This window comes from Streptomyces sp. NPDC001822, assembly GCF_042892135.1.
Taxonomy (GTDB): Bacteria; Actinomycetota; Actinomycetes; order Streptomycetales; family Streptomycetaceae; genus Streptomyces.
The window spans coordinates 171,880-186,350 of record NZ_JBIATW010000014.1; the positions used below are offsets into that span (position 1 = coordinate 171,880).

The 14,471-nt window shown below is 71.9% G+C and carries 16 protein-coding genes; 7 read left to right on the forward strand and 9 right to left on the reverse strand.

Annotation, left to right across the window (positions count from 1 at the left end):
• Nucleotides 1–11: 11 nt before the first annotated feature.
• The 5 genes from folK to ACFYY2_RS27845 all read right to left on the reverse strand — a co-directional run bounded on the left by folK (nucleotide 12) and on the right by ACFYY2_RS27845 (nucleotide 3,909).
• Complete coding sequence (gene folK / locus ACFYY2_RS27825) at nucleotides 12–623, reverse strand: 2-amino-4-hydroxy-6-hydroxymethyldihydropteridine diphosphokinase (RefSeq protein ID WP_388747958.1); 612 nt, start codon at nucleotides 621–623, stop codon at nucleotides 12–14.
• The gene (gene folB / locus ACFYY2_RS27830) at nucleotides 620–979 is read right to left on the reverse strand and encodes a dihydroneopterin aldolase (protein ID WP_327117314.1); all 360 of its coding nucleotides are present in this window, start codon (nucleotides 977–979) and stop codon (nucleotides 620–622) included. The genes folK and folB overlap by 4 nt, the downstream gene beginning before the upstream one ends.
• Nucleotides 980–1,172: 193 nt before the next feature.
• Complete coding sequence (locus ACFYY2_RS27835; protein WP_388747961.1) at nucleotides 1,173–1,655, reverse strand: nuclear transport factor 2 family protein; 483 nt, start codon at nucleotides 1,653–1,655, stop codon at nucleotides 1,173–1,175.
• Entirely contained in the window at nucleotides 1,652–2,512 is an 861-nt protein-coding gene (folP, locus tag ACFYY2_RS27840) for a dihydropteroate synthase (protein ID WP_388747963.1), read from the reverse strand. The genes ACFYY2_RS27835 and folP overlap by 4 nt, the downstream gene beginning before the upstream one ends.
• A gap of 221 nt (nucleotides 2,513–2,733) precedes the next feature.
• Nucleotides 2,734–3,909: an ABC transporter ATP-binding protein gene (locus tag ACFYY2_RS27845; RefSeq protein WP_388747965.1), complete on the reverse strand. Its 1,176-nt coding sequence runs from the start codon at nucleotides 3,907–3,909 to the stop codon at nucleotides 2,734–2,736.
• A gap of 141 nt (nucleotides 3,910–4,050) precedes the next feature.
• Between ACFYY2_RS27845 and ACFYY2_RS27850 the strand changes: the two genes are divergently transcribed.
• From ACFYY2_RS27850 to ACFYY2_RS27865, 4 genes are all read left to right on the forward strand, one after another.
• Complete coding sequence (locus ACFYY2_RS27850; protein ID WP_388747967.1) at nucleotides 4,051–4,770, forward strand: ABC transporter permease; 720 nt, start codon at nucleotides 4,051–4,053, stop codon at nucleotides 4,768–4,770.
• 3 nt (nucleotides 4,771–4,773) lie between these two features.
• Nucleotides 4,774–5,448 carry an ABC transporter permease gene (locus ACFYY2_RS27855; protein WP_388747969.1) on the forward strand — a complete coding sequence of 225 codons (675 nt, stop codon included), beginning with the start codon at nucleotides 4,774–4,776 and terminating at the stop codon, nucleotides 5,446–5,448.
• 53 nt (nucleotides 5,449–5,501) lie between these two features.
• A complete protein-coding gene (locus ACFYY2_RS27860; RefSeq protein ID WP_388747971.1) occupies nucleotides 5,502–6,482 on the forward strand; it encodes a glycine betaine ABC transporter substrate-binding protein in 981 nt (326 codons plus the stop codon).
• Nucleotides 6,483–6,586: 104 nt separating this feature from the next.
• Nucleotides 6,587–7,615 carry a hypothetical protein gene (locus tag ACFYY2_RS27865; protein WP_388747973.1) on the forward strand — a complete coding sequence of 343 codons (1,029 nt, stop codon included), beginning with the start codon at nucleotides 6,587–6,589 and terminating at the stop codon, nucleotides 7,613–7,615.
• Nucleotides 7,616–7,644: 29 nt separating this feature from the next.
• Here the strand turns inward: ACFYY2_RS27865 and ACFYY2_RS27870 are convergent, their stop codons facing one another.
• Nucleotides 7,645–8,787 (reverse strand): NADH-quinone oxidoreductase subunit D, encoded by a 1,143-nt coding sequence (locus ACFYY2_RS27870; RefSeq protein WP_388747975.1) that lies wholly within the window; start codon nucleotides 8,785–8,787, stop codon nucleotides 7,645–7,647.
• Entirely contained in the window at nucleotides 8,784–9,779 is a 996-nt protein-coding gene (locus ACFYY2_RS27875) for an SAM-dependent methyltransferase (protein WP_388747977.1), read from the reverse strand. Before ACFYY2_RS27875 ends, ACFYY2_RS27870 begins: the two co-directional genes overlap by 4 nt.
• Nucleotides 9,780–9,875: 96 nt before the next feature.
• Here ACFYY2_RS27875 and ACFYY2_RS27880 point away from each other — a divergent pair, with 96 nt between their 5' ends.
• Both ACFYY2_RS27880 and ACFYY2_RS27885 read left to right on the forward strand, forming a co-directional pair.
• Complete coding sequence (locus ACFYY2_RS27880; RefSeq protein WP_388747980.1) at nucleotides 9,876–11,084, forward strand: sensor histidine kinase; 1,209 nt, start codon at nucleotides 9,876–9,878, stop codon at nucleotides 11,082–11,084.
• Nucleotides 11,085–11,101: 17 nt separating this feature from the next.
• Nucleotides 11,102–11,773: a response regulator transcription factor gene (locus ACFYY2_RS27885; protein WP_327117335.1), complete on the forward strand. Its 672-nt coding sequence runs from the start codon at nucleotides 11,102–11,104 to the stop codon at nucleotides 11,771–11,773.
• 9 nt (nucleotides 11,774–11,782) lie between these two features.
• Here ACFYY2_RS27885 and ACFYY2_RS27890 read toward each other — a convergent pair whose 3' ends face one another.
• The gene (locus tag ACFYY2_RS27890) at nucleotides 11,783–12,895 is read right to left on the reverse strand and encodes a DUF5937 family protein (protein WP_388748067.1); all 1,113 of its coding nucleotides are present in this window, start codon (nucleotides 12,893–12,895) and stop codon (nucleotides 11,783–11,785) included.
• 104 nt (nucleotides 12,896–12,999) lie between these two features.
• Here ACFYY2_RS27890 and ACFYY2_RS27895 point away from each other — a divergent pair, with 104 nt between their 5' ends.
• Entirely contained in the window at nucleotides 13,000–13,158 is a 159-nt protein-coding gene (locus ACFYY2_RS27895) for a hypothetical protein (protein WP_388747982.1), read from the forward strand.
• Here the strand turns inward: ACFYY2_RS27895 and ACFYY2_RS27900 are convergent.
• Entirely contained in the window at nucleotides 13,149–14,354 is a 1,206-nt protein-coding gene (locus ACFYY2_RS27900) for a threonine aldolase family protein (RefSeq protein WP_388747984.1), read from the reverse strand. The genes ACFYY2_RS27895 and ACFYY2_RS27900 overlap by 10 nt on opposite strands.
• Nucleotides 14,355–14,471: the final 117 nt, after the last annotated feature.

Below are 14,471 nucleotides of genomic sequence, written 5' to 3' on the forward strand. Positions count from 1 at the left end.
GAGCCTAACGACTACTCGGGGAGACGGAGTTCCAGGTCGGGCCGGGGAAGCACCCCTTCGCGTCCGACGCCGTTCAGCAGATCGGCGACCGGGCCCGCGCCCGGCAGCTGTGCCTCCGGATCCACGTCGTGCCACGGGGCGAGGACGAACGCGCGCTCGTGGGCACGCGGGTGGGGGAGGGTGAGCAGCGGGTCGTCGGAGACCACATCGGCGTACGACACGATGTCGACGTCGATGGTGCGCGGTCCCCAGCGCTCCTCGCGAACCCGGTCGAAGGCCTCCTCGATGGCCTGGCCGCGCTCCAGCAGCGAGGACGGGGGCAGGGTCGTCTTCACCACGATCACCGCGTTGAAGTACGAGGGCTGGGAGCCGGGATCGACGCCCCAGGGCTCGGTCTCGTAGACCGGGGAGACCGCCTTGACCCTCAGGCCGGGGGTGTCCTCCAGGGCGTCGATGGCGCCCTGGAGCGTCTCTAGACGGTTGCCGAGGTTGGAGCCGAGGGAGAGCACGGCCCGTTTCGGGTTGGAGAGGGTGACGTCCGCCGCGTCGACCTGCTCGACCACGGACGTGGGAACCGGCTGGACGGTGGGGTCGCTCTGCCCCTCGGTGGAGAATGCGGTCATGCTCGGCTCCGGGTGATGGTGATGGTCACGTCGTCGAAGGGGACCGTGATCGGCGCGTCCGGCTTGTGGACGACGACCTCGACCTCCTGGACGCCCTCGTGCTTGAGGCACTGCTGCGCGATGCGTTCCGCCAGGGTCTCGATCAGGTCGACGGGCTCACCCTTGACGACGTCGACGACCTCTTCCGCCACCACGCCGTAGTGGACGGTCTTGGTGAGGTCGTCCGCGGCTGCCGCGGGGCGGGTGTCGAGGCCGAGCACCAGGTCCACGATGAAGGTCTGGCCCTCTTCGCGTTCCTTCGGGAAGACACCGTGGTGCCCACGGGCCTTGAGGCCGCGCAGCGCGACACGATCCACGCGAATCACTCCTGCTGTTGTCGTCTCTGGAGGCACCCGGCCGCGTGCGGGCGGTGGAGTGCCGTCTTTTGAATCTACCCGCGGGCACCGACAGCTCCCGCCCGCGGGGCGTGCGGGTGGCCCGGCAGGGGGTTGGTAGCCGCGTATACCCGGTGATCGGGAAGCCCAATCATCGACAGGGCGTCCCGGCAGGTCAGGAGGCCGGGTCCTCGTCCTCCTCCTCGCCCGTCTCCGCCAGTACGGGTGAGCCGTGGTGCGACCAGAGCTTCCAGCCCTCGGGTGTGCGGCGGAACACGTTGGTGGCGACGACGAGCTGCCCGACGAGCGGGCCCAGGTCGTTGCCCTCCTCCGCGGGCCCGCCGCTCAGGATGTTCTCGGTGCAGGTCACCAGGGCGGTGTCACCGGTCATCGAGACCCCGACATCGGTCAGGAAGAACTGGATGTACTCGGTGTCCGCCATGATGAGCGCGTAGCTCCGCAGCACCTCGCCGCGGCCCGTGAGCACCGGCCAGCCGGGGTGGACGCAGGAGACGGTGAGGTCCTCGCCGGGCAGCCAGAGGGCCGAGAGCTCGTCGAGGTCGCCGCGCTCCATCGCCTCGTAGAAGGCGGTGTTGGCCTGCTCGACCGCCGCGATGTCGGCGGCGGCGGCCTCGTGCTCGTCCCGCGGGGCGCTCACGCCGCTCCCTCGACCGCGCGTGCCACCCGCACCGCGTCGGCGGAGGGCCGTACGGCGTGCACTCGGACGGCCCAGGCGCCCGCTCCGGCCGAGAGGGCCGAGACGGCGGCCGTCGCGGCGTCGCGTTCCCTGGCCGGTGGCGGGGTCCCTCCCTCGCCCGCGAGGACGTGACCGAGGAACCGCTTGCGGGAGGCGGCGACGAGCAGCGGCCTGCCCAGGTCGTGGAGCCGGTCGAGGTGGGCGACCAGTGTCAGGTCCTGGGCGGCGTTCTTGGCGAAGCCGAGCCCGGGATCGATCACGAGCCTCTCGGGATCCACGCCGCCGTCGATCACGGCTTCCATGCGGGCGCGCAGCTCGGTGACGACCTCGCCCACGACGTCCCCGTAGACGGCGCGGCTGTTCATCGACTCGCTGAAGCCGCGCCAGTGCATGACGACGAAGGGCACTCCGGCGTCGGCGACGACCGGGATCATGCCCGGGTCCGCGAGGCCACCGCTCACGTCGTTGACCAGGGCGGCGCCGGCGGCGACGGACTGCTCGGCGACGCCGGCCCGCATGGTGTCGACGGAGACCGTGACCCCTTCGGACGCCAGCCCCCGAACGACGGGAATCACCCGCCGCAGCTCCTCCGCCTCGTCCACCCTGCTCGCGCCCGGCCGGGTCGACTCACCGCCGACGTCGACCAGATCCGCTCCTTCGGCCACCAGTTCGAGGCCGTGCTTGATCGCCGCCGTGGTGTCGAACCAGTGGCCGCCGTCGGAGAAGGAGTCGGGTGTCACATTGACGACTCCCATGACCGCGCAGCGGTCCCACTCCGGCAGGCCCCGCACTGTGCCCCGTCCTCGCAACGTACTCATACGACCAGCCTAGGCCCGGGAAGCGCCCGGCCGGGCCGTACCGGACACAGGGCTCTCCCGGCCGGACCGGCACCGGCCCGGGCTCCCGGACCGGTGCCGGTCCGGCCGGGGCGCCGCCGCCGTTGCCGCGGCGGGCCGGATTCCCCGCGCGGGATTCAGCCGGATGGACGCGGGGCGCGGAGTCCGGCCGCGGGCGGGCGGGTCCGATGGCGGGCGGGCCCTCAGAGGGCGCCGACGCCGGCGACCGTCTCCACGGCGACCTCGGCGCGCGGCACGTCCTGTGCGTCCGCGTCGATGGAGCGGCGCAGCGCCTCGTGCAGGCGTGCCGGGGTGAGCACGCCGAGGAAGCGGCCCGCGCTCTCCTCGTCGATGACGGCAATCCAGCCCGCGTCGTGCTGGAGCATCGTCGAGAAGGCCTGCTTGAGGGGCGCGCCGAGCGGCAGCCAGGCCTCCATGCGCCGAGCGTGCTCGCGGACCGTGCCCTTGGCCGGCAGCGCGTCGCCCGCGGGGATCCAGCCGTGCAGCCCGTCCTTGCCGTCCAGCACGACGGCCCAGCGGGCACCGTCCGCCCGCAGACGCCCGGTCGCCTCCGCCAGGGAGTCGTCGAGGTGGACGACCGGCGGCTGTTCCAGGTCGCTCTCCTCGATGGGCGTGACCGAGAGCCGCTTCAGGCCCCGGTCGGCTCCGACGAAGTCGGCGACGTAGGGAGTGGCCGGCGCTCCGAGCACCGTGGCGGGGGAGTCGAACTGCTCGATGCGGCCCTGGCCGTAGACGGCGATGCGGTCGCCGAGCCGGACGGCTTCCTCGATGTCGTGGGTGACGAAGAGCACGGTCTTGCGCACGCGCGCCTGCAGTTTCAGGAATTCGTTCTGCAGTCTTTCCCGCACGACCGGGTCGACCGCCCCGAAAGGTTCGTCCATGAGGAGAACCGGCGGATCAGCGGCGAGGGCCCGTGCCACGCCCACGCGTTGGCGCTGGCCGCCGGAGAGCTGCTCGGGATAGCGGCCGCCGTAAACGGACGGATCGAGTCCGACGAGGTCGAGCAGTTCGGCGGCGCGTTCACGCGCCTTTCCCCGTTTCCAGCCGAGGAGATGGGGAACGGTCGCGGTGTTCTCCAGGACCGTCTTGTGCGGGAAGAGCCCCACCTGCTGGATGACATAACCGATACGGCGGCGGAGTTGGACGGGGTCGATGGCCGATATGTCGTCCCCGTCGAGGAATATCCGGCCCTCGGTCGGTTCGATGAGGCGGTTCACCATCTTCATGGTGGTCGTCTTGCCGCAGCCGGAAGGTCCGACGAGCGTGACCAGTTCACCCTCGGCGACCTCGAAGGAAAGGTCGTCGACGGCGGTGGTGCCGTCCGCGTACCGCTTGGTGACGTGCTCGAAACGGATCATGATTCCCCATTGTGACGCGGGTTCTGTGAAGGCCATGTTGCCGGAATACGACAGCCTCGGCGATTGTCGGTGGTCGAGGATAGGGTCACCGGGGACCGGAGCCGTGACGGCATCGCGTGGGTGAACAGGAGGTGGGGACGGATGGCCGAGCAGAACTGCCTGGTGGCGAACGACTGGATCTGCGGTGAGTATCTGCGTTCCCGCGGCCAGGAGTTGACGGATGCCACGCTCCAGCACATCTGGATCACGGCGGCTTCCGTGCTGATAGGACTCGTGGTGGCATTTCCGCTCGCGCTGCTCGCGCGCAGGGGCCGGCATTTCGCCGGACCCGTGCTGGGCCTGACGACGGTGCTCTACACCGTGCCGTCGCTGGCCATGTTCTCGCTGCTGCTGCCGGTCTTCGGACTCTCGGCGGCGCTCGTCGTCACGGGCCTGGTGCTCTACTCGCTGACGATCCTCGTGCGCAACATCCTCGCCGGCCTCGAAGCCGTCCCGGAGGAGGCCCGGGAGGCCGCGAAGGGCATGGGTTACGGACCGGCCCGGCTCCTCTGGGAGGTGGAGCTCCCCCTCGCGCTGCCCGCGCTGATGGCCGGTCTGCGGATCGCCACCGTGTCGACGGTCGCGCTGACCACGGTCGGCTCGCTGGTCGGCAAGGGCGGACTCGGGAACCTCATCGAGGACGCGCTGCCGAGCTTCTTCAAGGCCCAGGTGCTCACCGCGTCCGTGCTCTGCGTGCTCCTCGCGGTGGCCGCGGATCTGCTGCTGCTGGGCCTCCAGCGCCTGCTCACGCCCTGGACCCGGACAGGCGGGCCCGCGAGGGCGCCCGGCGGGCCGGGCGTCGTCGGTACGGAGGGCGGCTGATCCATGGGAGTCGTCGGAGAGGCATGGACCTGGCTCACCACCGGTGCCAACTGGTCGGGGGAGGGTGGCGCGGCGCAGCGCCTCGGTGAGCACCTGTACGTGAGCGGGCTGGCCCTCGCGGTGGCCTGCGCCATCGCCCTGCCGGTCGCGCTGTATCTGGGGCACTCGGGCAGGGGCGGCGCGCTCGCGGTCAACGTGTCCAACGTGGGCCGCGCGGTACCGGTGTTCGCGGTGCTGGCGCTCTTCATGCTGACGCCCCTGCGCAACTCCGGCTATCTGCCCACCGTCATCGCCCTGGTGCTGTTCGCCGTCCCGCCCCTGCTGACCAACGCCTACGTCGGGATGACCGAGGTGGACCGGTCGGTGGTGGAGGCCGCGCGCGGCATGGGGATGTCGGGCGCGCAGCTCTTCCTGCGGGTCGAGCTCCCCCTGGCCTATCCGATGATCATGACCGGCCTGCGGTCCGCCGCCGTCCAGGTGGTCGCCACCGCGTCGATCGCGGCCATGGTCGGCCTCGGTGGCCTGGGGCGGATCATCACCGCCGGATTCAACACCTACGACACGGCACAGGTCTTCGCCGGTGCCGTGCTCGTCGCCCTCCTGGCCCTGGTGGTGGAGGGCGTCCTCGTGGCGCTGGACCGGCTGCTGTCGCCTCTGCGCCGCCGCCGCACCGTGTGAGCGCGCGGGCTTTTCGGACTGTGCACATCATTTTTTCGCGGACGGAGAAGAACATGAGCAGGACCTCGCGCATAGCGGGTGCGGTCGTCGGAGCGGTCGTGCTGGCAGGATCACTCGCGGCTTGCGGCGGCGACAGCCTGGAGGAGGGGAAGAGCGGCTCGGACACGGGCTCCGCGGGCGGCTCCAAGAAGGGCTCGCTCGTCGTGGGTGCCGCCGCGTTCACCGAGTCCAAGGTGCTCGCCGAGCTCTACGCCCAGGTGCTGGGAGGGGCCGGATACGACACCTCCGTCACCACGGTGAAGAACCGCGAGCTGTACGAACCCTCCCTGGAGAAGGGCGAGATCGACGTCGTCCCCGAATACGCGGCGACCCTCGCGGAATTCCTCAACGCCAAGACCAACGGCGCGGAGGAGGCCGGCAAGACCCCGGTCGCCTCGGGTGACGTGACCGCCACCGTGACCGCCCTGGAGAAGCTCGCCACCCCGCTCGGACTGAAGGTCCTTCCCGCGGGCCCGGCCGTCGACCAGAACGCCTTCGCGGTCTCGAAGGAATTCGCCGACAAGAACGACCTGAAGTCGCTTTCCGATCTCGGCCGGTCGAAGATCAAGGTGAAGATCGCGGCGGGCGACGAGTGCGAGGTGCGCCCGTTCTGCGCCCCGGGACTCAAGAAGACGTACGGCATCGATGTGACGGGCATCGACCCGAAGGGTGTCGGCACCCCGCAGTCCAAGCAGGCGGTCAAGGACGGCAAGGACCAGCTGGTCCTCACCACCACCACGGACGCGGTGCTCGATTCGTACGGGCTGGTGTTCCTGGAGGACGACAAGAAGCTGCAGAACGCGGACAACGTCCTTCCCGTGGTCAATGCCGAGGACGCCGGTGCGCCGGAGATCGCCGAGGCCCTCGGGAAGCTCACGAAGGTGCTCACCACCGAGGACCTCGCGGAACTGAACCGCAAGGTCGACGCCGAGCGCGCCAAGCCCGCCGACGCGGCCAGGGAATATCTGGAGTCGAAGGGCTTGATCAAGAAGTAGGAGTACCCCGGGAAGGGGCACTTGGGAGGCCGCAAGGTAACCGGCGGGGAACAGATTGCCGGGTGGCCTCCCAAGTGACTCGTACGCACGGTAAATTTCGAGCCATGCCACGAGGACGCCACCGCCATTCGCCGCCCCTCCACAGAATCCTGCCGCCCGCCCTGGTGGCCGGAGTGCCGGTCGTGTGTGCCGCCGGAGCCTGGCTCCTCGCGGAACCCCTGGCCCTGCGCGCCCTGGTGGCCGCCACGGCGGCCGCCGCTCTCACCGGTGCCTACCTGATGCGCAGCTGGGACCGGTCCGCCGGGCTGCGTGTCGCGGAGCTGAACCGGGCGCGGCTCAGCGACGAGTGGAAGACCGAGGAGCGCATAGCCGAACTCGAGGCGGACCTCGAGGAATCAAGGGAGCTGCGCGCCCGGATGGAGGCCAGGCTCCGCCGCAAGCGGGTGGAGCTCGCCGGCCTGCGGGGCGAACACGCCGCGCTGCTGCGCCGGTACGCGAACGCGGAGACGGAGCGGGCCAGCGCGCTGGAGGGCCGCAGGCAGCTCGCCATCGAGGCGTCGGCGCCGCGTGAACTCCTCCCCGCCCGCTCGACGCCGACACCGGACGCCTACGCGCGTGCGGCCCGGGCCCTGCGGGACCTGACGCGCAACGCGGCTCTCCAGGAGGCCCGCGGTACGGCCGAGCTGGCCCGGCAGCGTGACCTCGCCGAGCGGTCGGCCGATCGCGACGTGGAGGGCGACGGGCCCAAGGGGAAGCACGCGGCGGTCGCCGGAGCGGGCGAGCTCCAGCACCGCCGTCCCACCGCTCCCGCCCCGGCGGAGCGGAAGCAACTGCCGCCGCCCCGTCCGCCCCGTGCGGTCCCTGTCGCCTCGGCCGTCGTCCCGTACGCGGCGTCACGCCGCCACCTCGTCCCGCAGGGGAGTTTCGACTTCTTCGGCACGCACAAGGCCGACGCCGCGATCGAGTCCGTGCAGAACGAGGACCTCGCGGACGTAGTGGGCGAGGAGGCATTGGCGGCGCACCGCACGGGCGCGGCCGAGAACAGGGCGGTCGGCAAGGTCATCGACCTGACCGCCCACGACGAGACCGAGCAGCTGGACGTCGTCGAACTGCGCAGCGCCGTCTCCTCGTAGGCCGGGGGCGGCTCCGCACACCGGGGGCGTTACTTGTCGATGTCCCCGACGACGAAGAAGAGCGAGCCCAGGATCGCCACCATGTCGGCGACGAGTGTGCCCGGCAGGAGCTCGGTCAGCGCCTGGATGTTGTTGTACGACGCGGAGCGCAGCTTCAGCCGGTACGGCGTCTTCTCGCCCGTGGAGACGAGGTAGTAGCCGTTGATGCCGAGCGGGTTCTCGGTCCACGCGTAGGTGTGGCCCTCCGGCGCCTTCAGCACCTTGGGCAGCCGCTGGTTGATGGGGCCGGGTGCCAGGTCCGCCATCCGGTCGAGGCAGGCGTCCGCGAGGGCCAGGGCGTTGTGCGTCTGCTCCAGCAGGCACTCGAAGCGCGCCAGGCAGTCGCCCTCGGTCCGGGTGACGACTTCGAGGGTGTCCTGGAGTTCCCCGTAGGCGAGGTACGGCTCGTCGCGCCGGAGGTCGAAGTCGACACCGGATGCGCGGGCGATCGGCCCGGACACCCCGTAGGCATGCACCGTTTCGGGGGACAGGATCCCCACGCCGCGGGTGCGGCCGCGGAAGATCTCGTTGCCGAGCACGAGCCGGTCGTACACGTCCATCCGCGAACGCACGGACGCCACGGCGTCCCTGGCGCGGCCGAGCCAGCCGGCCGGCAGGTCCTCCTTGAGGCCGCCGACCCGGTTGAACATGTAGTGCATCCGGCCGCCGGAGACCTCCTCCATCACGGCCTGGAGCTCCTCGCGTTCCCGGAACGCGTGGAACACCGGGGTGATCCCGCCCAGTTCGAGAGGGTAGGAGCCCAGGAACATCAGGTGGTTCAGGACCCGGTTCAGCTCCGCGAGCAGCGTCCTCGTCCAGACCGCGCGCTCGGGGACCTCCATCCCGAGCATGCGCTCGACGGCCATGACGACCCCGAGCTCGTTGGAGAACGCCGACAGCCAGTCGTGGCGGTTCGCGAGCATGATGATCTGCCGGTAGTCGCGGGCCTCGAAGAGCTTCTCGGCACCCCGGTGCATGTAGCCGATCACCGGCTCGGCCTGCTCGATCCGCTCGCCGTCCAGGACGAGCCGCAGCCGGAGCACACCGTGGGTGGAGGGGTGCTGCGGACCGATGTTCAGCACCATGTCGGTGCTCTCCGCCGCGCCGCCGATACCGATCATCGTCTCCGTCATGCGGGACAGTATCCCCCTTCGCCCACGGGGACCCGTTGCCGCAGCCAGCCGAAGTCGCCGAGCCCGCCGCGGGCCGTGAGCTCCGCCGCCTCCCCCGCCGACGCGAGCGCCCGCACATAGCCCGCAGGGTCCGCGGACGCCTGTGCCAGCGGGGGCCTCTCACCGCTGATCCCCAGCTCCCGCAGGGCCGTCCGCTGGTCCAGGAGTTCCGCCGTGCCGCCTGCGGCGGCCGCGCACGCGTCGAGGGCCACGTGCGAGGTCAGGTCGCACCGCCCGTCGGGCACGGGCCGCACCTCGCGCCCTTCGCGGAATCCGGTGAGCGTCCCGAACGGCGGCCTCGATCCCCGTACGTGCGCGTAGTCCACCGCCACCGCCGTCCCGCCGGCCAGTGAGGAGACGGCGCGCGCCCAGGCCTCGTCGCGCGGCAGGCCGATCTCCGCTCGGTCGCCCGGCCGGGACAGCGGCCACCAGCGGTCCAGCCACCGGGCGTCCGCCCCCGTCACCGGGTCCCCCAGCCGCTCCGTGCCGTCCTTCCGCACGAGGACGTAGCGCGCCGCCCCGTCCTCGTCGGCTTCGGCGATCTGCGTCGGGACGTTGTCCAGCCACTCGTTGGCGAACAGCAGCCCCCGGGCGCGGGGCGGGAGTTCGGTGCTCCACTCGATCCCGGGACCGAGGCCGGGCGGGCGCGGGGCGATCTCCACGGCGTACGCCCGCACGGTGAGTCCGGGGGCGACGCCGTCCCGAAGCGCCGCCAGCACGCCGGTCAGGAGCTCACCGCGGCCGGCCCCGACGTCCACCAGGTCGACGGTCTCCGTGCCCAGCTCCCGGGCCGTCGAGGCGAGCAGCCGCGCGACGGCGGTGGCGAACAGCGGGGAGGCGTGCACCGAGGTGCGGAAGTGCCCGGCGGGGCCCTCCGGCCGCCGGTAGAAGCCCTCTTCCCCGTACAAAGCGGTATCAGCCGCTTCCAGCCACAGGCACCAGTCATCCGTCACGTGGGCAAGTCTCCACCTTGGGGAGTACGGTCCGAGGACCCGGATCGGCCCTCCGGCTGACCCGGGCACCGATCAGCTGTCCCTACGCTGGGTAACGTGCAGCGCTTCTACGATTTCATCCGCAGACACCCGACGGGCGTCGACACCCTCTGGGCTGTCTTCCTCCTCGGGCTCTCCGGCGTGTCCATCGTGGCCGGCCAGGCCGGCGGGGGCCGGGAGCGCGTCGCCGCGGTGCCGATCGCCGTCGGCCTGTGCGTGGTGGTGGCGCTGCGCCGCCGCGCACCGGAGAAGATGCTGCTCCTCGCGATCCTGATGGGTCTGGTCCAGCTGCTGCTGGGGGTGCGCCCCGACGTGGCGGACTTCGCCCTGCTGGTGATCACGTACACGGTGGCCACGGTGGGGGAGCGCTGGGCCTCCCGGCTCGCCCTGGGCTGCAGCCTGGGCGCGGCGGCGGTCTCGCGGCTGCGCTGGCCCGGCGACGCCCCCTACGGCGGCTGGGCGCAGAGCTTCTTCTACGTCGTCGTCATGACCGTGCCCTTCGTCCTGGCCTGGGTGCTCGGCGACTCGATACGCACCCGCCGGGCCTACTTCAGCCAGCTGGAGGAGCGGGCCGCACGGCTGGAGCGGGAGCGCGAGGCCCAGTCGAAGGTGGCCGTCGCCGCCGAGCGGGCCCGTATCGCCCGTGAGCTGCACGACGTCGTCGCGCACAACGTGTCGGTGATGGTGGTCCAGGCCGACGGCGCGGCCTACGTCATGGACACGTCCCCCGACCAGGCGCGGCAGGCGCTGGAGACGATCTCCGGAACCGGCCGCCAGGCGCTCGCCGAGATGCGCAGGCTGCTCGGTGTGCTGCGGACCGGTGACGCCCAGGAGAGCGGTGAATACGTCCCGCAGCCCGACGTCGAGCAGATCGAGGAGCTCGTCACGAAGGTCAGGGAGACCGGCCTGGCGGTGGACTTCAAGATCGAGGGCACCCCGCGTCCGCTGCCGAGCGGGGTCGAACTGACCGCGTACCGCATCGTCCAGGAAGCCCTCACCAACACCCGTAAGCACGGCGGCCCGGACGTCGGGGCGAGTGTGCGCCTGGTGTACTTCGACGACGGTCTGGGCCTGCTCGTCGAGGACGACGGGCGGGGCGCACCGCACGAGTTGTACGAGGACGGCGGGGCCGACGGCGCGGGCCAGGGAATGATCGGCATGCGGGAGCGGGTCGGCATGGTCGGGGGCACGCTGGACGCGGGTCCGCGCCAGGGCGGCGGCTTCAGGATCAGCGCCCTGCTCCCGCTCAAGCCGGCGAACCAGTGACAGAAGGACAGGACCCCATGACGATCCGCGTGATGCTCGTCGACGACCAGGTACTGCTGCGCACCGGCTTCCGCATGGTGCTCGCCGCGCAGCCGGACATGGAGGTCGTCGCCGAGGCCGGGGACGGCGCCGAGGCGATCGAGGTCCTGCGGTCCACCGCCGTCGACGTGGTGCTGATGGACGTCCGCATGCCGAGGCTCGACGGCGTCGAGGCGACCCGGCGCATCTGCGCGGCCGAGGACCCGCCCAAGGTGCTGATCCTGACGACGTTCGACCTGGACGAGTACGCCTTCTCCGGTCTGAAGGCCGGGGCGGGCGGCTTCATGCTGAAGGACGTGCCGCCCGCCGAGCTGCTCTCCGCGATCCGCTCGGTGCACAGCGGCGACGCCGTGGTCGCCCCGTCGACGACGCGCCGGCTCCTGGACCGCTTCTCGCCGATGCTGCCGAGCAGCACGAAGGAGCCCCAGCACAAGGCCGTCGAGAAGCTGACCGGGCGCGAGCGGGAAGTGATGCTGCTGGTCGCCCAGGGCCTGTCGAACGGTGAGATCGCCGGCCGCCTGGTGCTCTCCGAGGCGACGGTCAAGACGCACGTCGGGCGGATCCTCACCAAGCTGGCCCTGCGCGACCGCGTCCAGGTGGTCGTCCTCGCCTACGAGACGGGTCTGGTCAGGGCCGGCGGCACGGGCTGACGCGGGCCGTCACCTCAGCACGCCCTCCAGGAAGTCGCTGCCCAGCCGGGCCACGACGGTGAGGTCCAGCGAGTGCAGGACGTACCGGCCGCGCCGCCGGGTGGTGGCCAGTCCCGCCTTCTTGAGCGCACCGAGGTGGCGGGAGACCTCGGGGGGTGTGATGCCGAGCGAGTCGGCGAGTTCACCCGTGGTGTAGGAGGAGCGGGCCAGGTTGCGGCAGATCCGCATCCGCAGCGGGTGGGCCAGCGCCTCCAGCCGGAGCTGGAGCAGCTCGACGGAGGCGGGGGAGGGCAGTTCGGGGCGGTGGACCGGGTAGTGGATCACCGGGCGCCAGCCGGGGGCGTGCAGCACCATCAGATGGGGCCAGCCGAAGCTGGTCGGGATGAGGGTGAGGCCGGTTCCCGCGGCGGACCCCGTGGCGTCGGTCCGGCCGGTGGACAGCTTGTCCGCGCTGATCCTGCCGGCCGCCTCGTCGAGCGACAGGGCCGCCGAGACCGCACCCAGGGCCGCGCCGAGGCCCTTGCGCCGCAGCACCTCGGTCTTGTGCCGGGCGTCGGCGGCCAGCTGGACCTGGGCGCGCCGCCAGGTGTCGGCGAAGAAGGCCTCGTCGCAGTCCTCGAAGAGGCGCCGGACCCAGGTGCGCACGGGGGCGGGGTCGGCCAGCAGCTGCCGGGTGAAGCCCAGCTGCTCCGGGCCCCTTGCCGTCGCCATCTCGAGTGCGCGGGACCGCGTGCCGGCGTCGGTGAGGGGTGAGGGCGCCCCCGTGTCGTAGAGGCTCGAACAGGTGAACTCCAGGGCGGCCGAGACGAACCGCTCGTCGTCGAGCCTGTCCAGGATGTCCAGGTCCTCGGCGAGCGTCGAGCCGGTCCTGCCGTCCCCGCCCCGGACGCCGGCGAAGGGCATGAAGATGTCGGAGAAGGTGTTCCGCCACAGGAACTCCGCCTCGTGCAGCCGGTCCGCGAGGTCCGGCTCCAGGGCCGCCGCCGTCGCCGTCGTCCAGCCGTGGAGGCCCGGGTGATGCCCCGGCTCCGACAGGGCGTGCAGGGCGAGCCCCAGCTCGGCGAGGGGGGAGATCTCGAAGGTTATGCGCTCGGGCGGCAGGCCCGCGATGTCGATGTGCACGCTCACCCCTCCATAGTGCGGGGTGCGCGGAGGGGATCAGGCGTCACTTGACGGCGGCCGTCAATCCACGGGCGGACCCGTCCGGCCGGGGTCAGGCTGGACGTATGGACAGCGTTCAGCAGCACATGCTCGACAGCTACCGCGCGGCGACGCACGGGCGGAGGCCTCCCCCGCCGCCCGGGCGGTACGACGGGGAGGTCCTGCGCGCGATCGGCAGACGCATCCGCCTCTGGGCCGCGGCCCACCGGCCGCCCTACGCCTGAGACCCGAGGTCCTCCGGGGCGGGTCCGCCGGGCGCCGGGGCGGCCGCCGCCTCCCGCAGGCGGACGGCGAAGTCCGCCACCGCGTCGCGCACGTCGCCCGCCGTCCACTCCAGCCCCGGTGCCGCCACCGTGACCTCGGTGAACGAGAGCCCGGGCGGACCCGCCGGGGCCGGGAACCAGCGGCGGAAGAGGGTCGTGCCCGTCTCCTCGGCCTGCCGCACCGACACCTCGTCCAGTACGTCGGAGGCGTAGGGCAGCCACACCTGGAACTGGTGCGTGTGGGGCGGCCGGGGATGCACCCGGGACCACGGCACCGACGACTCGGCGAAGCCGTCCGCGAGCGCTTCGGCGACCACCTTCGCGTGCGCCACGTACGACGGCAGCCTGGGCAGTTCCCGGTCGAGGCCGAGCAGCGCGGAGAGGGCCGCCGGGTACTGCTGGAAGAGCTGCCCGCCGTAGCGGTGGCGCCAGGTCCGTGCCTCGTCGACCAGGGACTCCGATCCGGCGAGCACCGCGCCGGACAGCCCGTCCAGGGACTTGTAGAACGACAGGTAGACGCTGTCGGCGAGCGCGGCCACCTCCTGCAGTCCCCGTCCGAAGTGCTCGGTGCACTCCCACAGCCGGGCGCCGTCCAGGTGCACGACCGCGTCGCGTTCGCGCGCCGCGGCCACGACGGCCTCCAGTTCCTCCCAGGAGGGCAGGACGAAGCCGGCGTCGCGCAGCGGGAGCTCCAGCATCAGGGTGCCGAAGGGCTCGGGGAAGCCGCGCACGTCGTCCGCGGTGATCTGGCGGGGGCCGGTCGCCGGGTGCACCGTGCGCAGCCCGCTCACCGAGCCGAGAGCGCCCCGCTCGTGCACCTCGGGGTGGGACAGCGGATGCAGTGCCACGACCGGACTGCCGGTGCGCGCCGCCCAGCAGCGGAGCGCGACCTGCTGGGCCATCGTCCCGGTCGGGAAGAACGCGGCCGCCTCCATGCCGAGCAGGTCGGCGGTGCGCCGCTCGACCTCGGCGACCACCCCGTCGCCGTACACGTCCGTCCACTCGCCGAGGTCGTGGGCCGTGCCGGCGTCGGCGGCCAGCGCGGTCAGCCGCTCGGCGAGGGTGTGGTCGGCGGAGGCCCGCGCGAGGACCCTTCCGGACGCCCGCCAGGCGGTCAGCCTGCGGTGCCGCTGCTTCTGCTCATCGGTGGCTCCCATGGGACGATCATCACCCGGACCGCGGACCCCGCCCACCCCGGGGCCCCGTACCCCGCCAGAAGTTATCCACAGGTTGTGGACGACCGTGGGGTGAACCGGAACGCTGGCGTAGCATGC